The 15146-nt window shown below is 72.5% G+C and carries 14 protein-coding genes and 1 pseudogene; 8 read left to right on the top strand and 7 right to left on the bottom strand.

The window, feature by feature from the left end; translation table 11 throughout:
- Positions 1–78: 78 nt before the first annotated feature.
- Positions 79–1377, bottom strand: coding sequence for a LuxR C-terminal-related transcriptional regulator (locus ACTWP9_RS02055; RefSeq protein ID WP_443244179.1), 1299 nt, complete (start codon positions 1375–1377; stop codon positions 79–81).
- A 163-nt stretch (positions 1378–1540) separates the two neighbouring features.
- Here ACTWP9_RS02055 and ACTWP9_RS02050 point away from each other — a divergent pair, with 163 nt between their 5' ends.
- The 4 genes from ACTWP9_RS02050 to ACTWP9_RS02035 all read left to right on the top strand — a co-directional run bounded on the left by ACTWP9_RS02050 (position 1541) and on the right by ACTWP9_RS02035 (position 4451).
- Positions 1541–2476: an NADP-dependent oxidoreductase gene (locus ACTWP9_RS02050; protein WP_443244178.1), complete on the top strand. Its 936-nt coding sequence runs from the start codon at positions 1541–1543 to the stop codon at positions 2474–2476.
- 80 nt (positions 2477–2556) lie between these two features.
- Positions 2557–2853 (top strand): helix-turn-helix transcriptional regulator, encoded by a 297-nt coding sequence (locus tag ACTWP9_RS02045; RefSeq protein WP_443244177.1) that lies wholly within the window; start codon positions 2557–2559, stop codon positions 2851–2853.
- Positions 2850–3401 carry a hypothetical protein gene (locus ACTWP9_RS02040; protein WP_443244176.1) on the top strand — a complete coding sequence of 184 codons (552 nt, stop codon included), beginning with the start codon at positions 2850–2852 and terminating at the stop codon, positions 3399–3401. The genes ACTWP9_RS02045 and ACTWP9_RS02040 overlap by 4 nt, the downstream gene beginning before the upstream one ends.
- A gap of 420 nt (positions 3402–3821) precedes the next feature.
- Positions 3822–4451 (top strand): polysaccharide deacetylase family protein, encoded by a 630-nt coding sequence (locus ACTWP9_RS02035; protein WP_443244175.1) that lies wholly within the window; start codon positions 3822–3824, stop codon positions 4449–4451.
- A 156-nt stretch (positions 4452–4607) separates the two neighbouring features.
- Here the strand turns inward: ACTWP9_RS02035 and ACTWP9_RS02030 are convergent, their stop codons facing one another.
- Together ACTWP9_RS02030 and ACTWP9_RS02025 are read right to left on the bottom strand one after the other, a co-directional pair.
- The gene (locus tag ACTWP9_RS02030; protein WP_443244174.1) at positions 4608–5363 is read right to left on the bottom strand and encodes a LuxR C-terminal-related transcriptional regulator; all 756 of its coding nucleotides are present in this window, start codon (positions 5361–5363) and stop codon (positions 4608–4610) included.
- Positions 5360–6715: a PspC domain-containing protein gene (locus ACTWP9_RS02025; RefSeq protein WP_443244173.1), complete on the bottom strand. Its 1356-nt coding sequence runs from the start codon at positions 6713–6715 to the stop codon at positions 5360–5362. The genes ACTWP9_RS02030 and ACTWP9_RS02025 overlap by 4 nt, the downstream gene beginning before the upstream one ends.
- A 151-nt stretch (positions 6716–6866) precedes the next feature.
- On the opposite strand from ACTWP9_RS02025, the gene ACTWP9_RS02020 reads away from it, so the two are divergent.
- A complete protein-coding gene (locus ACTWP9_RS02020; protein ID WP_443244172.1) occupies positions 6867–8654 on the top strand; it encodes a PspC domain-containing protein in 1788 nt (595 codons plus the stop codon).
- Positions 8651–8866, top strand: coding sequence for a hypothetical protein (locus ACTWP9_RS02015; protein WP_443244171.1), 216 nt, complete (start codon positions 8651–8653; stop codon positions 8864–8866). Before ACTWP9_RS02020 ends, ACTWP9_RS02015 begins: the two co-directional genes overlap by 4 nt.
- 15 nt (positions 8867–8881) lie before the next feature.
- Here the strand turns inward: ACTWP9_RS02015 and ACTWP9_RS02010 are convergent, their stop codons facing one another.
- The 4 genes and pseudogenes from ACTWP9_RS02010 to ACTWP9_RS01995 form a co-directional block, all read right to left on the bottom strand.
- Positions 8882–9451, bottom strand: a complete 570-nt coding sequence (locus ACTWP9_RS02010; protein WP_443244170.1) for a DoxX family protein — start codon at positions 9449–9451, stop codon at positions 8882–8884.
- Positions 9452–9564: 113 nt separating this feature from the next.
- Positions 9565–10737 carry a hypothetical protein gene (locus tag ACTWP9_RS02005; RefSeq protein WP_443244380.1) on the bottom strand — a complete coding sequence of 391 codons (1173 nt, stop codon included), beginning with the start codon at positions 10735–10737 and terminating at the stop codon, positions 9565–9567.
- Between the two features lie 549 nt (positions 10738–11286).
- Positions 11287–11595, bottom strand: a complete 309-nt coding sequence (locus ACTWP9_RS02000) for a class II aldolase/adducin family protein (protein WP_443244169.1) — start codon at positions 11593–11595, stop codon at positions 11287–11289.
- Positions 11596–11659: 64 nt separating this feature from the next.
- Positions 11660–11746, bottom strand: a pseudogene (locus ACTWP9_RS01995) (class II aldolase/adducin family protein); the annotation flags it as partial.
- Positions 11747–12130: 384 nt separating this feature from the next.
- Between ACTWP9_RS01995 and ACTWP9_RS01990 the strand changes: the two are divergent.
- Positions 12131–12484 carry a hypothetical protein gene (locus tag ACTWP9_RS01990; protein WP_443244168.1) on the top strand — a complete coding sequence of 118 codons (354 nt, stop codon included), beginning with the start codon at positions 12131–12133 and terminating at the stop codon, positions 12482–12484.
- 91 nt (positions 12485–12575) lie between these two features.
- The gene (gene pcrA, locus ACTWP9_RS01985; RefSeq protein WP_443244167.1) at positions 12576–15086 is read left to right on the top strand and encodes a DNA helicase PcrA; all 2511 of its coding nucleotides are present in this window, start codon (positions 12576–12578) and stop codon (positions 15084–15086) included.
- The last annotated feature ends 60 nt before the right edge of the window (positions 15087–15146 follow it).

The raw sequence follows: 15146 nt of genomic DNA, 5'->3' as shown, positions 1-15146 counted from the left end.
GTAAGCGGAGCGGGGCCGTCTGGTGCGGGGCGGGGCCGTCTGGTGCGAGGCCGAGCCGTCTGGTGCGGGGCGCCCGGCTCAGTGCCCCCAGGTGCGGGTCAGCGCGGCGGCCTCGCCCCGGGTGGTCACGCCCAGCTTGGCCAGGATGTTGGAGACGTGGAACTTCACCGTCGACTCGCTGATGCCGAGCGCTTCGGCGATCTCGCGGTTGCGGCGCCCGAGGGCGAGGTGTTCCAGTACGTGCACCTCGCGCGGATGGAGTGCGTCCAGGCCCTGCGGAGCGTCGTCGGCAGTGCGCCGGGGCGACGGCGTGGAGGGCGCCAGCGGGAGGGTGACCGTGACCGTCGTCCCCCAGTCCGGTACCGCGTCCACCTGCACGGTGCCGCCGAGCGCCGCGACGCGTTCGGTGACGTTCGTGGTGACGGCCTCCTCGACGCGCAGCCGCCCCGGGCCGTCGTCCCGTACGGCGGCCCGCAGTTCCTCGTTCTCCAGCCACCACCCCACGTGCACCCGCCGCACCCCCTCCTGCTCCAGCAGGGCCAGCGTGGCGGCCCGTACGGCGGCGCGTGCGGTGTGCGCCGCGTCGGACGGGACGGACCGCGTACCGTCCGGCGCCCGCAGCACCAGCCGCGCCGTGTGGTGGCGGAAGAGCGGACGCAGCTCGCGGGCCGCGCGGTGGAAGGCGTCGTCAGCCGGCTCCTCGCTCAGCTCGCGGTTCCAGTACGGCGCCCGCCGCAGGGCGGCCAGCGCTTCGACGGCCAGTTCGGTGGCCGTGGCACGGGCTGCCGCGTCGTCGAGCGCGGGCGCCCGCAGCGCTGCGAGGACGCCGGTGAGTGCCGCACCGTGGGCGTCGGCCAGCTCCGCAAGGGCTGTGGCCCGCGCTGCGGACGCGGCACGGGAGACGGCGGTGCGCTCCGGGTACGCCTCGGCGCTGAGCTGGTAGGTGTAGACGGTCACGAGGTCCCAGACGCGCTGGACGGTGCGGAGCACGTCGGCGGGTACGGGGGCCGGTTCGGCGCCGAGGCCGGTGAGGGCCAGCAGCGCGCCGCCCTTTCCGCGCGGGGCCGAGGCGACGCCGAGCACGGCACGGGGCGCGCCGGCCAGCACCGCCTCGCCCTGCCAGGGCGTGCCGACGGGCACCTGGACCGCGAACTGTCCCAGTTCCCCTGCGGTGATCCGGCCGGCAAGCGCGCTGTCCGTGCCGACGGCCTGCCTCGGCGCGTACGCGCACACCTCGCTCAGCTGCGCCGCGGCGGTGTGCGGTACCAGCCCGCGCAGCACCTGCGAGGTGCGCTGCAACAGTTGAGGCAGCGGCGCGGCCACGATCTCCGTCACCCGGGCCAGCGCGTCCTCGGTACTCGTCCAGCGGCGTTCCACCCGCCCACCGTACGGCGGTGCCGCGCGGGCGTGCCTGGTCGTCGGGGGAGGTGCCGACCGGCCGTACGACGGGTCCGGCGGCGGCGCTGCCGGGCACACAGTGGTGCGGCGCCGTCCGCCCGACGGTGCACCACTCTTCGTACGACGAGGGAGCACCTTCCGCATGCCATTCACCACCCACGCCATGGCCTTCGACCGCTTCGGCGCCGCCGACGTCCTCGCCCCGCGGGAGGTCGAGCTGCCCGAGCCAGGGCCCGGCCAGGTCCGCCTGGCTGTGAGGACAGCCGCGGTCAATCCGCTGGACTGCAAGATCCGCAGAGGGGAGATGCAGGAGCTGTTCCCGCTGCCGCTGCCGCATGTGCCCGGGCTGGAGGGGGCCGGGATCGTCGAGGCGGTCGGGCCGGACGCCGGTGAACTGGCCGTCGGCGACGAGGTGTTCGGCTGGACGCTGACCGGCAGCTATGCCCGGCACGCGCTGGCCGAGGCCGGCAACCTGGTCCGCCGTCCGCACCAACTCGGCTGGGCCGAGGCCGCGGCGGTGCCCTCCGCAGCGGAGACGGCGCTGCGCTGCTTCGCGCTGCTGGACCTCAAGCCGGGCGAGACCCTGCTGGTGCACGCGGCGGCCGGGGGCGTCGGCACGCTCGCCCTCCAACTGGCGGCGGCCCGCGGGATCCGGGTGATCGGCACCGCCGACGAGCGCAACCACGCCTACATCCGCGAGTTGGGCGGCGTTCCCGTCAGCTACGGGGAGGGGCTGGCCGAACGGGTGCGGGCCGTCGCGCCGCAGGGGGTGGACGCGGCGCTCGACGGCGCGGGGCGAGGGGGAGCCATCGAGGCGTCCATCGAGCTGACGGGCGGCACCGAGCGGGTCGTCACCATCACGCATCCCGCCGAGGCCGCCCGGCACGGGGTGCGCTTCGCGGAGGGCGGCGAGAGCCTCGACCTCGCGGGGGCGCTGGCCGAGGCGACCGCGCTGCATGCCGCCGACGGACTGCGGCTGCCGGTGCACCGTCTCTACCCGCTCGCGGAGGCCGCCGAGGCGATGCGGGAGAGCGAACGGGGTCATGTCCGGGGGAAGTTGGTGCTGGTCGTGCAGTGACCGGCGGACAGCTTCTCGGCAGTCGGCGGTATGACATGGCGGTGTTGCGGATGTGCTCCCAGATGTAGTACTTCTTATACATGAGCGAGCACGTACACAACAGGCTGGCGGTCGTTCGGGCGGAACGGAAGGTGTCCCGCCAAGTGCTGGCCGAAGCGGTGGGCGCGCACTACCAGACGATCGGCTACATCGAACGCGGGCAGTACAACCCGAGCCTCGACCTGGCGCTGCGCATCGCCGCCTACTTCCGGCTGCCGGTGGAGGCCCTGTTCTCCCTGGAGCCGTTCCGCCCGCTCACGGACGAGGTGTACGGCACGGGCAGCGCCCCGGACACAGCCGGCACCACCGAACGCACCACGGGGAGGACCACCACATGAGCGTCAGCGCTCCCGCATCGCGCACACCTGCGACGCCCTACGACAAATGGCTGCTCAAGACGATGAACGACGCCCGCGTCAAGCGCTATCACGCCACCAGCGGGGCGCGGCGCCGCATCGTGGTGGCACACGTGGTGACGACAGCGGTCGGACTGGCGGGCATGGTGGGCGCCTACGCCTGGGCATCACCGTGGCCCCTGGTCGCGCTGCTGGTCGCGCTGCTCGCCTGGATCCCGCTCACCGGCTTCCTCAACTCCATGACCCGCGGGCTGCTGGAGCTGCGGAAACGCGTGCTGGACGAGCGCCAGGTGGCCGAGCGCGGCGAGGTGCACGCGAAGGCGTACCGGATCAACTCCTGGGTGATGACGGCCGCGCTGCTCGGCTTCTACGTCGCCTGGCTCGCCGACACCTCCCTGGCCGACCTCGCCGTCCCGCTCGCTGCCACCGGGTTGGTCGTCTGGGCGCTGCACCGACTGCTGCCGCTGTGGATCGCGGCCCTGCGGGTGCCGGACGAGCCGGAGGACGACGAGGTGGCGGAGCCGGCCTGAACGGCGGCGCGGGACAGCTGGGCCGTTCGAGGGGACTCCGGGAATCGCCGCGTGCGGCTCCCGGGGTCCGCCTGGTGCCGGTGCTAACCAGGGGTCATGCGATCCGATAGTCATATTGTTTCGCGCAGGGCCCTGCTGTGCGTCGGTCTCGGCGTCGGTACGGCGGGCATCGTGGGCGTCGGCCTCACCGCACTCACCGGCGAAGACGCCGGGGGCGGTGGCCGTGCCGCCAGGGCGCCGGATCCCGGAGGCCCGGCACCCGGCGCGCGGACAGGTACGAAACCCGGCACGAAAACAGGCACGCGAACGGGCTCGCGAACGGGCTCGCGAACGGGCACGCGCACAGCAGGCAGCGCACCGCACCTCGCCCGAGCAGCCCCCGACAGCTACCGCCTCCGCCCCCTCGCGGGCGAGACCTCCATGGGCGAACCGGCAGCCCACCCCCCGGTCCACACCCGGGCGGAATCAACCCTTCCCGCAGCCGCAGGCGGGCGCGTTCTGGCCCTCACGTTCGACGACGGACCGCACCCCGAGCACACTCCGCGGCTGCTCGAAGTACTGCGCCGTCATGACGTACAGGCCACCTTTTTCGTCGTCGGTGAGAACGCCGCCGCCTTCCCCGGCCTGCTGAACGCCATCGCGGCCGACGGCCACGTGGTGGGCAACCACTCCTGGGCCCACCGATCCCTGACCCGGATGCATCCGGCCGACGTACGCGACGACCTGGGCCGCACCAGTGAACTGATCGACCGGGTCGTCGGTACCCCGCCCCGCTGGTGTCGTGCCCCCTTCGGAGCCTGGCACCCGCACTCGCTCAAGGTCTGCGCCGACCTGGGCATGGAACCGATGGGCTGGTCCGTGGACACCCGAGACTGGACCCGTCCGGGCGCCGCCCGCATCGTCCGCGCCGTGACCGACCGGGCCACCCCCGGCGCCATCGTCCTCCAACACGACGGCGGCGGCCCCCGCCACCAGACGGTCGCCGCCGTCGACCGCTACCTGCCGCTCCTCCGCGCCCACGGCTACACCTGCGTCCGCCCCCAGTTGTGAACCGGCCGCCGCCCGGCCCGGCCAGCCGGTCGTGGACCACATGGTGTATTCGAGCTTCGCCCACCCGTCGGGCGCATTGTCGGCGAGTATCCGTACTGCCTCGTCGAGGTAGGCCCGCTCGGCCTCGGTCATACTTCCCCCGTCGTGCGTTCGCCCTTACACCAGCCGCCGGGCCGTCGCCCAGCGCGTCAGCTCGTGACGGTTCGACAGCTGGAGCTTGCGCAGGACGGCCGAGACGTGGGACTCGACGGTCTTGACGGAGATGAAGAGCTGCTTGGCGACTTCCTTGTAGGCGTAGCCGCGGGCGATGAGGCGCAGGACCTCGCGTTCGCGCTGGGTGAGGCGGTCGAGGTCCTCGTCGACCGGTGGGGCGTCCGTGGAGGCGAAGGCGTCCAGGACGAAGCCCGCCAGGCGGGGGGAGAAGACGGCGTCGCCGTCCGCGACCCGGAAGATGGCGCCGACCAGGTCGCCGCCGGTGATCGTCTTGGTGACGTAGCCGCGTGCGCCGCCGCGGATGACGCCGATGACGTCCTCGGCGGCGTCCGAGACGGACAGCGCGAGAAAGCGCACGGGCTGTTCGGCATCGCCCATCAGCGGGGTGCTGCGGCGCAGCACCTCCACCCCGCCGCCGCCGGGGAGATGGACGTCCAGCAGGACGACATCGGGGCGGGTCGCCTCGATGACCGTCATCGCCTGGTCGACGTCGCCCGCCTCGCCGACCACGTCCACGCCCGTCTCTTCGGTGCGGCCGATCTCCGCCTGTACGCCCGCGCGGAACATGCGGTGGTCGTCCACCAGGACGACCCGGACCCGGCGGCCGCCGGAGTCGTCACCGCCCTGAGGGGTGACGCCACTCTGCGGGCCGCTGCCGCCGTCGCCCTGCTGCTCGTTGCCCGTCGCCTCATTGGTCACGAATCCGCCGCCCTCTCCATCTCCAGCTCGACCTCTGTCCCCTCGCCCGGTGCGGTGCGCAGCCGCGCCGTGCCGCCGTTGCGCCGCATCCGGCCGACGATGGACTCGCGTACGCCCATCCTGTCCTCCGGGACGGCGTCCGGATCGAAGCCCGGCCCGCGGTCCCGTACGGAGATGAAGACGGTACGCCCCTCCACCTCGGCGAAGACCTGTACGGCGCCGCCCTCGCCACCGTACTTGGCGGCGTTGACCATCGCCTCGCGTGCGGCCTGAAGCTGGGCGCCCAGCGCCTCGTCGAGGGGGCAGTCGCCGACGCAGACCACCTCCACGGGCACCCCGTGGTGGTCCTCGACCTCGGCGGCCGTGGCCTTGACGCCCTCGGCGAGAGTCTTGGGCTCGTCCTCCTCCTCGGCCGCCGCACCGGAGGCGTCGGCGGGCTTGTAGAGCCAGGCACGCAGCTCCCGCTCCTGGGCGCGGGCGAGCCGGGCCACTTCGCGGGGCTTGTCGGCGTTGCGCTGGATCAGGGTGAGGGTGTGCAGCACCGAGTCGTGGACGTGCGCGGCCACTTCGGCCCGCTCCTGCGCCCGGATGCGCATCAGCCGTTCCTCGGACAGGTCCTGCATCATCCGTACGAGATACGGGCCCGCCATCAGCGCGATGCCGACCAGCACGGCGAGCGCGGCCTGGAGGACCGAACCCAGATGGCTGACCGAGCCCTGGACGACGACGATGCCGGTCACCCCCACGGCGACCAGCGCGACACCGGCCGCGCTGCGCGCGATCGGCAGCAGTCGCGTACGGCGGCTGACCGCCGCCCAGTGGGCGCGGCGGGAGTTGTCGGCCTGGCGCCACACCAGTGCGACACCGATGCCGATGAGGACGACGGGCCACAGATAGGTGTTGGCGGCGCCGAACTGGAGGTTGTCCGCGGTGATGAAGATCGCGACGATCAGCGCCAGGACGGCGATGAGCTGGCCCTTGTCGGGCTTACGGAGGATGCGGCGGCGCAGCCCGTCGCGGTCGGTGACGGCCTCGGACAGCCCTGCCGCTCCGGTGCGGTGCCCGGCACCGACGCCGCCCGTACCGAGCGGCACCACGAACCAGAACGCCGCGTACAGCAACACTCCGAGGCCGTTGGCGAGGCTCAGCGCGATGAAGACGATCCGCACCCAGGAGACGGGCAGCCCCAGGTGCCCCGCGAGTCCGCGCGCCACCCCGCCGAGCATCCGGCCCTCCGCACTGCGGTAGAGCTTGCGCAGGGGCGGTTCTTCTGCCGGCGGCTCCGAGGACACGGCTCCGGGTCCGGGTCCCTGCGAGGCCGCCTCGGGGGCGGGCGAGGCGGGCGCTGTCATGTCCCGATCGTCACACGCCGGGCGCGGCCGGACATCAGGGTTCGGCCCTGAGCCATCCCCGAACCGGTTCCGAAGCCCTGCGGCCGATCTCAGGGATCGCTCGGGGTAGGCCCCCGATGCCTCCGCGTGCCCGGGGCGCGACCATAGGGCTATGAGCGAGGAGGAGCAGCACACGGCGGAACACGCCGAGGGCGTCGGCCGGGCACGGCAGGGGACCGGTCCCGACGCGGGTCCCGGCGCGGCCGACACGGGGGCGGCCGACGGGGGTTCCGGTGCGGCCGGTGCGGGTGCTGCTGGCGCGGGTGCGGGCGACTCCCGGCCCGGGGGCGCCCGGTCCGGGGGAGGGGCAAGGGGTGCCGGCGGGGGCGGTTCCTGGGGGGCGCACAATCCGGTGCCTCAGCCCCGGCACGGCAAGCTGCGGCGGAGCCGTGCGCACAAGGTCGCGGGGGGCGTGTGCGGCGGCATGGGGCGGTACTTCGACCTCGATCCGGTGCTCTTCAGGGTGCCGCTGGTCGTGCTGTCCGTCCTCGGGGGGCTCGGACTCATCTTCTACGGGTTCGCCTGGCTGCTCATCCCCGCCGAGGGGGAGACGCAGAACGAGGGGCGGCGGCTGCTGTCCGGCCGGGTGGAGGGCAGCTCGCTGTCGGCGATCCTGGTGGCGCTCGTCGGCTGCGGCCTCTTCCTCGCCTCGCTCGGCAACCGCAGCGTGCCCTTCTCGGTGCTGCTGATCGGCGTGGTGGCGGGCGCGGCGTACTGGTCGCAGCACCGGCGTCAGGTCGAGGCAGCAGGGGCCGAGGGCGCACAGATCGATCCGGCGACAGCGCACGCCGTCGCCGACGCGCCCCCCGAGGCACAGGCACCGCCCGTGCCGGCGCCCGCCTCCTGGTGGCGCGAGCCCCTCACCAAGGAGGCCGGGGCCACCAAAGGGTCCGGCCCCGTCTGGGGTCGGGCCGGAGCAGCCACCGGCTATCTGTGGGGCCCCGAGGACGCCCTGCAGTACGCAGCGCCGCCCAGCGCCCACGAGCGTCCAGGGGCGCCTCCCAGGGGCCCCGCAGTCGCCGGAGCACCCGGCGGAGGGCCGCCCGCCGAGCCCCGCCAGGGCGCGGGATTCTCGCTGGGTGGGCTCACCTTTCTGTTGGCCCTGCTGGCTGGCGGCGTCTCCACGGCCGCCTCCTGGAACGGCTATCCCCTCGCCACCACCCTCACCATCGGTCTGAGCTGCGCGCTGGGCGTCTTCGGTCTCGGACTGGCCGTCAGCGCGTTCGTCGGCCGCACGGGACCGGGCACCATCGTCTGCATCGTCCTGACGGCCGGACTGCTGGCAGCCGCGGCAGCGCTGCCGGACGACATCACGACGCACTTCCGCGAGACCCGCTGGGTGCCCTCGGCGACCAATGAGGTCAAGCCGCGCTACGCACTCGGCTCCGGTTCCGGCGAACTCGACCTGCGCGGTACGGGTCTGAAGGCGGGCCAGACGCTGCGGACCGAGGCGCGGGTCGGGCTGGGCGAGATGAAGGTGGTCGTACCGAAAGACGCGGTGGTCGAGGTGAGTGCGGACGTCGACGTGGGGGAAGCCGAGTTTCCCCGGGCCCTGGACAGCAACGGCGAGGTGGTCTCCGACAGCGCGAGCGGCCTGGGGGCGGAGCGGAAGCTGACCCTGCATCCGCTCGGCAGCAAGAAGGCGAAGGGCACGGTCGTGCTGAAGCTGAGCGTCGGCGTAGGCCGCGCCGAGATCGTCCGGGAGCTGCCTTCGGGCGTGCGTACCGACAACCAGCCGCTGTCGGACCCCCCGACCGGACCGAGTGCGCCCCCGACGGCACCGAGCGCGCCCACGCCGAGACCGAGCGCGCCCTCGCCGAGACCGAGTGAGCCCTCGCCGAGACCGAGTGCGCCCTCGCCGACGGCACCGAGCGAGCCCCCGGCGGGAGGAACCCGATGAGGCACCGCTTCGAACCCTCCCGGCTGCTGCTCGGACTCGCCATGTGCGCGGTCGCCGTGGTCTGTCTGCTGGACGCCGCAGGCGAGGTTGAGGTCCCGTTCTGGGCGCTGCTGGTGGTGGTTCCGGTCTCGCTGGTGCTGGCGGGCCTCACGGCGCTGGCGACGTTCCTGGTCCGGCGCTCGGTCTCCCGGCGGCGGGAGCTGCGCGAATGAGCGCCCCGCAGCGCGCTAGCCGAAGATCTGCTGCCCCTTGCGCCGCTTGCGTACTGCCAGCAGTGAATCCAGCGAGAACATCGGCGCTCCCGCCATCAGCAGGGGCAGCCACGCTATGAGGTAGGGCAGGTCGTTGCCGTAGTAGTACGGATCGCTGTCCCAGCTCATCGTCAGCCACAGGGAGAGGGAGAGCAGCGCCCCGCCGGCCGCCGCCACTCTTGCCCACAGTCCGCACAGCGTGCCGAGCCCGACGGCTATCTCCCCTGCGGCGACGGCAGTACCGAAACCCCGCGGGCTCTGCTGCGCCAGTTCGACCAGCCATGTGGCGGCCGCGGAGTCGTGCACGGCCGACAGCGTCCCGGCGAGCGAATCCGGTCCGTCACCGGTGAGGAACTGGGGGTCGATCAGCTTGTCGATCCCGGCGTAGAGAAAGGTGATGCCGAGGAAGAGGCGCAGCGGGAGCAGCGCGTACTTCGCGGCGGTACCGCGTATCCCGACGGGCGGTCCGGCGACCGGCCCCGGATAGGCGCTGACGGTCTTGGCCCTGTCGTTGGTGCCGCCACCCACCGGCCCTGTCACAGACATCCGTCGCTCCCGCCTTCCGCAAACGCGTTCGGTGTGCGGAGGCGATTCTTCCCCCTGTGCCTACCCGGCTCGCAAGTGCCCGTCGGTCCTGACCGGGATGCCGGTTGCACCCGTCATTCGACCACGTCGATGGGATAACGGTTCGTCTCCACGCCTGCTGCCGTGACGACTTGGACCTCCACCCGGCCCGGTTCGACCTCGACCGGGACCGGCACCGTCAGCGCGGTGTCGGCGGGGCTGCTGAAACCGCCGGGGACGGGGATGAGGGGCGCGTGCACATGGACGGCGCCGATCCGGACGACCATACGGGCCAGTCGGTCGGGAGCGGTGGCGCCCGGAGGGACGAAGCCCGCGCCGCGGATCTCGATGTCGTCGCCGGTGCGGATGGGGGAGTGCAGATCGCCCATCTCGCGTGCCCGGACGACCGAGAGCACGACGGGGCGGCCCCCCTCGGCGTACTTACCGGCCAGATACGTCGCAGCCGAGACGACGACCAGCAGGGCCAGTCCCCAGGGCAGGTCGGGCAGTTGATCGGGCTGGCGGGCCAGCCGGACCGTGGCGAAGACCACCGCGACCGCGCTGATGAGGACGTACTGCACATCGGAGAAGGCGCCACGGCCCGCGTCGTCCGTGAGCAGATCGGCAGCGCGCGGCCGGTCGGCCCGTGCCTTCTGCAACCGCCTGCCCTGCACCCGTACGGCCACCGTACGGCGCACCACGACGGCCACCGCGCAGGTCAGCGCGAGCACCGTCACCACCCCCGCGCCCCGCGACAGATCCAGGCCGGCCAGCAGTGCACGGCGCTCGTCGGGGCCGGGGGCCACGGCCAGTTCGACGGCCAGGACCAGCACGGAGAACACGGACAGCAGTACCCAGCCGGCAGCCACCGTGCGGGAGGTGGAGAGCCGGTTGTCCTCGCCGATGACGGGTGCCAGAACGCCGCCGCGCGCCCGGTGCAGCCAGGCGGCGACGGACAGCAGCGACGCCGAGACGAAAGCGGCCACCAGTCCGGCCGTCCGTCCGGCCGACCAGCCACCGGCGAGCGCCAGCAGCAACTCCACCAGCAGCAGCACGCCGACAGCGGCCCATACGCCGAGCACGGTGCGCCGCCACAGCCGGACCAGCCACGCCTCGCCCTCCTCGCGGCTCCGGTCGGCGACAGCACGCGCGGCCTCGGTCAGCTCGTCCGAGACCCACTGGCGGGAGGCCCCCGCCGAGTGCGCCAGCCCCACGGGGACGCCCTCGCCTCCGGCCAGCTCGTCCCGGCGCCGTACGAAGGCGGCCAGCGCCTTGCGGTAGCCCTCGCGGGCGCTGTGCGGACAGTTGTCGCAGTGGCACGGCGGCTTGGTGTCGCTGCTGGTGGGAGGGGGCTCGCCGGCGGAGCGGCCCGGCGTGGCCGGGGCAGGGGAGCTGGGGCGGGAGGGACGGGAGGGAGAGGTGGCGGCAGAGGAGGTGGAGGGGGTGGTGGCCGGATCCGGGTACCGCGAGGCGCGCCTGGGGGAGGGGGCTCCGGGTACGCGGGCTGTGCCTGTGCCGGGGGTGGCGGCCGTCCCCGTGGCGGGGCCCTGCTCCGCGGCGGGCCCCTTCCGGGTGGCGGGCCCCTTGCCCGTGGTGGGGCTTTTCCCGGTGGTGGTGGCGTCCTTTCCCGCGTCGGGGCCCGTACCGGCCGCCCGGCCCGTGCTGGGGAGGCCGCTCGCGCTCTGCGCGCCGCTGCCCTGCCCGTCCTCGTCGCCCGGGCCCTTCGAGCCGTCCTGAGCCGTGTCCACGGCCACTGCGCAACCCCGCCTCTCAACTTCCGTGGGATGGAAGGGGATTGTGCCTTACGTGAGTCGGTGTCAGCTCAGCAGGCCGCACTCGTCCGGGGTGATCCTGGTGTAGAGAGGTTGATAGTTGTGCCATGCGGCGATATCACCGCCGGGTCGGCTGCGGGTCGCGACAGCGCTCTCCTGGTCGGTCGGGACCGGCTTTCCGGCCGCCCGCACGGCGAGCTGTATCCGGCACGCGAGCTCCATCCGAAGGCGCCACCGGGCCGCTGCGCCCACCTGGTCCCCGACCGTCAACAAGCCGTGATTGCGCAGGAGGACGCCCTTGTGCGACCCCAGTACTGCCGCTGTGCGTGCCCCCTCTCCGGTGTCCACCGTCACGCGGTGCAGCGGTCGGGCAGCGCATGGTCCCTGCAGCAGGGGCACCCGCCCTGGTGATCGACTCCAGCGGCTCGCCGAGGGCCGCGAGGGCACGGCAATACGGCGTACGGCTGTGAGCGACGGCGACAACGTCCGGCCGCGCGCCGTGCACCTGTGAGTGAACAGGAGACGGCGCCTGGTTGACGTGGTCGCGGGAGGGCGGCTCGGTTCCGGCGCCCTCTCCTCCCAAATGCAGGCACTCGGTGTCGTGTACGTCACAGCTGTCCCGGCGGCCGGGGTGGCCGCGCCGACCGGCAGGGCGCGGCCACCTGGACAGGACGCTATGCGGACGGCGGCGGCCTGGCACGGGGATGACCGCAAGTGAACCTTTTCGCCGTAAAGCTGCTCAGGCCGGTCCGCTTGGCGGCGCAATGCAGGGGGCGCATGTGCAGTCGCCGACCGGTGCCCCGAGAGCCTCGACGGAGAAGCCAGGGGTGCGCCGGAGAAGCCGGGGGTGTGCAAAAGGCCCCGAAAACGCCCGGATACGCTCGCGCCCATGGACGTACTCATCAATGTCTTCGTCGGCCTGCACATCATCGGCATAGCCGCACTCCTGGGCGGCTTCTTCACGCAGATGAAGGCGATCGGCACGGGCGAGGCCCGGATCAGCCCCAGCATGCTCCACGGTGCGCTGACCATGCTGGTCACCGGCGTGGCTCTGGTCGGGCTCAACCAGGCCGACGACAGCTCGGTGAACAACGTCAAGATCGGGCTCAAGCTGGCGCTGCTCGTGGTGATCCTCGGCATCACCTACGTGAAGCGGGACGAGGAGCGGCTCAGCGCTCCCCTCTTCGGCACTGTCGGCCTGCTGACGACGGCGAACATCTTCATCGCCGTGCTCTGGGTCTGAGCGGCCCGGACACCGGGAAGCCGTCGCGGAAGCGCCGGTTTTTCCACAGGGCAATCCGGGTGTCGGTGCGGCCGCCTAGACTCGTACGACGATGAGCAGCCTCTTCGACGACAGCTTCCTGGCGGACCTCGACGGTATGGCACCCGAGGCGGACGCGCCCCCGCCGCCCGACCCCGAGAGCTCCGGGCACCCGGGCCCCGCGGAGGAGGTCCCGGACGATCTCTTCGCGGGCACCTTCGCGGGCGGCGCCGCGGGCACCGGCGGGCGTGATGCGTACCACCGTGACGGCGCCCCCCGGTCCGTCGTCGACCCCGTCGCGCTGCTGGAGGGGATGAACGAGCAGCAGCGGGACGCCGTGCTGCATGCGGGCTCCCCGCTGCTCATCGTCGCCGGTGCGGGCTCCGGCAAGACGCGGGTGCTCACCCACCGCATCGCCTATCTGCTGGGCGCCCGCAATGTGCACCCGGGCCAGATCCTCGCCATCACCTTCACCAACAAGGCGGCGGGCGAGATGAAGGAGCGCGTCGCCGAGCTGGTGGGCCCGCGGGCTCAGTCGATGTGGGTCTCCACCTTCCACAGCGCGTGCGTGCGCATCCTCCGCCGCGAGAGCAAGAAGCTGGGCTTCACCTCGTCGTTCTCGATCTACGACGCAGCGGACTCCAAGCGGCTGATGGCCCTGGTCTGCCGCGATCTGGATCTGGATCCCAAGCGCTTCCCGCCCAAGGCGTTCAGTGCCAAGGTCTCCAACCTCAAGAACGAGCTGATCGACGAGGAGGACTTCGCGGGGCAGGCGGTTGATGGATTTGAGAAGACCCTCGCCGAGGCGTACACGATGTACCAGGCGCGGCTGCGCGAGGCCAACGCGCTGGACTTCGACGACCTGATCATGACCACGGTCCATCTGCTCCAGGCGTTCCCCGACGTGGCCGAGCACTACCGCCGCCGCTTCCGGCACGTCCTCGTCGACGAGTACCAGGACACCAACCACGCGCAGTACCAGCTGGTGCGCGAGCTGGTCGGCCCGGCCGAGGAGCAGGCCGAGCTGTGCGTCGTCGGCGACGCCGACCAGTCGATCTACGCCTTCCGCGGCGCGACCATCCGCAACATCCTCCAGTTCGAGGAGGACTACCCGAACGCGACCACGATCCTGCTGGAGCAGAACTACCGCTCCACGCAGACGATCCTCAGCGCCGCCAACGCCGTCATCGAGCGCAACGCCGACCGCCGCCCCAAGAACCTGTGGACCAAGGCGGGCTCGGGCCCCCGGATCACCGGCTATGTCGCCGACACCGAGCACGACGAGGCACAGTTCGTCGCCGACGAGATCGACCGACTCAGCGACGGGGAGCAGCAAGAGGGCGAGGGAGGCGAGGGCAGGGTCCGGCCCGGCGACATCGCCGTCTTCTACCGCACCAACGCCCAGTCCCGTGTCTTCGAAGAGGTCTTCATCCGCGTCGGCCTGCCCTACAAGGTCGTCGGCGGGGTGCGCTTCTACGAGCGCCGGGAGGTCCGCGACATCCTGGCGTATCTGCGGGTGCTGGCCAACCCGGAGGACGCGGTGCCGCTGCGCCGTATCCTCAACGTACCCAAGCGCGGCATCGGCGACCGCGCCGAGGCCATGATCGAGGCGCTGGCGCTGCGCGAGAAGATCACCTTCCCGCAGGCGCTCGCGCGCGTGGACGAGGCGTACGGCATGGCCGCGCGCTCCCTCAATGCCGTCAAGCGGTTCAACGCGCTGATGGAGGAGCTGCGTACCGTCGTGGAGTCCGGCGCCGGCCCGGCCACGGTGCTGGAGGCGGTGCTGGAGCAGACCGGCTATCTGGCCGAGCTCCAGGCGTCCACCGACCCACAGGACGAGACGCGTATCGAGAACCTGCAGGAACTGGCCGCTGTCGCCCTGGAGTTCGAGCAGGAGCGCGGCGAAGAGGAGTCCCCAGGCACACTCGCCGACTTCCTCGAACAGGTCGCCCTGGTCGCCGACTCCGACCAGATTCCGGAGGAGGGCGAGGACCAGGGCGTCGTCACGCTCATGACTCTGCACACCGCCAAGGGCCTCGAATTCCCCGTGGTCTTCCTGACGGGCATGGAGGACGGCGTCTTCCCACATATGCGCGCCCTGGGGCAGACCAAGGAACTGGAGGAGGAGCGCCGGCTGGCATACGTCGGCATCACGCGTGCCCAGGAGCGGCTGTATCTCACCCGCGCCGCTATGCGCAGCGCCTGGGGCCAGCCCTCCTACAACCCGCCCTCCCGCTTCCTGGAGGAGATCCCCGCCGAGTATCTCGACTGGAAGCGGACGGGCAGCGGCGCCGGTGCCCTGGGTGGCGCGGCCTCGGCCGCCTCGGGGATCAGCGCGTCCCTCTCCTCCTCCGCGAACGCCTCGGCCCGGCGCGGGGGGCCGTCCGGCTTCGCGACGCGGCGTGCCGGTGACCGGCCGGTGGTCTCCCTCCAGGTCGGTGACCGCGTCACGCACGACAGCTTCGGGCTGGGCACGGTGCAGTCGGTGAAGGGCAGCGGCGACAACGCCGAGGCGACGATCGACTTCGGCGGCGAGAAGCCCAAGCGGCTGCTGCTGCGCTATGCGCCGGTGGAGAAACTGTGAGGCCGTAGTAGCCCAGGGGCCCGGCAGGAGGAGAGGCGGCCCCGGGGCACAACGTCCGGG

The organism is Streptomyces sp. 3N207, from assembly GCF_052246355.1.
Taxonomy (GTDB): domain Bacteria; phylum Actinomycetota; class Actinomycetes; order Streptomycetales; family Streptomycetaceae; genus Streptomyces.
The sequence above is the reverse complement of the archived record's forward strand: the minus strand, read 5'-3'. Positions and strand labels throughout refer to the sequence as shown.

Coding starts and splice junctions, on each gene's coding strand:
- ACTWP9_RS02035 (WP_443244175.1), top strand. CDS start 3,822: ATGGGCGAACCGGCAGCCCACCCCCCGGTCCACACCCGGGCGGAATCA.
- ACTWP9_RS02025 (WP_443244173.1), bottom strand. CDS start 6,715: ATGACAGCGCCCGCCTCGCCCGCCCCCGAGGCGGCCTCGCAGGGACCC.
- ACTWP9_RS01990 (WP_443244168.1), top strand. CDS start 12,131: ATGGACGTACTCATCAATGTCTTCGTCGGCCTGCACATCATCGGCATA.
- pcrA (WP_443244167.1), top strand. CDS start 12,576: ATGAGCAGCCTCTTCGACGACAGCTTCCTGGCGGACCTCGACGGTATG.
- ACTWP9_RS02015 (WP_443244171.1), top strand. CDS start 8,651: ATGAGGCACCGCTTCGAACCCTCCCGGCTGCTGCTCGGACTCGCCATG.
- ACTWP9_RS02040 (WP_443244176.1), top strand. CDS start 2,850: ATGAGCGTCAGCGCTCCCGCATCGCGCACACCTGCGACGCCCTACGAC.
- ACTWP9_RS02045 (WP_443244177.1), top strand. CDS start 2,557: ATGAGCGAGCACGTACACAACAGGCTGGCGGTCGTTCGGGCGGAACGG.
- ACTWP9_RS02020 (WP_443244172.1), top strand. CDS start 6,867: ATGAGCGAGGAGGAGCAGCACACGGCGGAACACGCCGAGGGCGTCGGC.
- ACTWP9_RS02010 (WP_443244170.1), bottom strand. CDS start 9,451: ATGTCTGTGACAGGGCCGGTGGGTGGCGGCACCAACGACAGGGCCAAG.
- ACTWP9_RS02050 (WP_443244178.1), top strand. CDS start 1,541: ATGCCATTCACCACCCACGCCATGGCCTTCGACCGCTTCGGCGCCGCC.